We start from the raw sequence: 214 nt of genomic DNA, 5'->3' as shown, positions 1-214 counted from the left end.
CTCCATCGCGATCTCCGCCGCGTTCTCCACCTGCGCCGGAGACCCGCCCATCACCTCAGCCAAGCCCGCAGCGGCCATCGACGACGCCGACCCCACCTCACCCTGGCACCCCACCTCAGCACCAGAAATCGACGCCTGCTCCTTGTACAGCACCCCCACCGCACCGGCGGCCAGCAGGAAACGCACCACGACGTCGTCGCGGTCCTCCTGGCTT

The 214-nt window shown here is 69.2% G+C and carries 1 protein-coding gene; it reads right to left on the bottom strand.

The window, feature by feature from the left end; translation table 11 throughout:
* The coding region (locus tag AC6CHP_RS20825; protein WP_498232081.1) for an L-serine ammonia-lyase, iron-sulfur-dependent, subunit alpha at window positions 1–214 on the bottom strand (214 nt) is incomplete at both ends.

The organism is Pseudarthrobacter sp. GQ63 (assembly GCF_059758765.1).
This window is presented reverse-complemented; position numbering and strand designations above follow the sequence as displayed.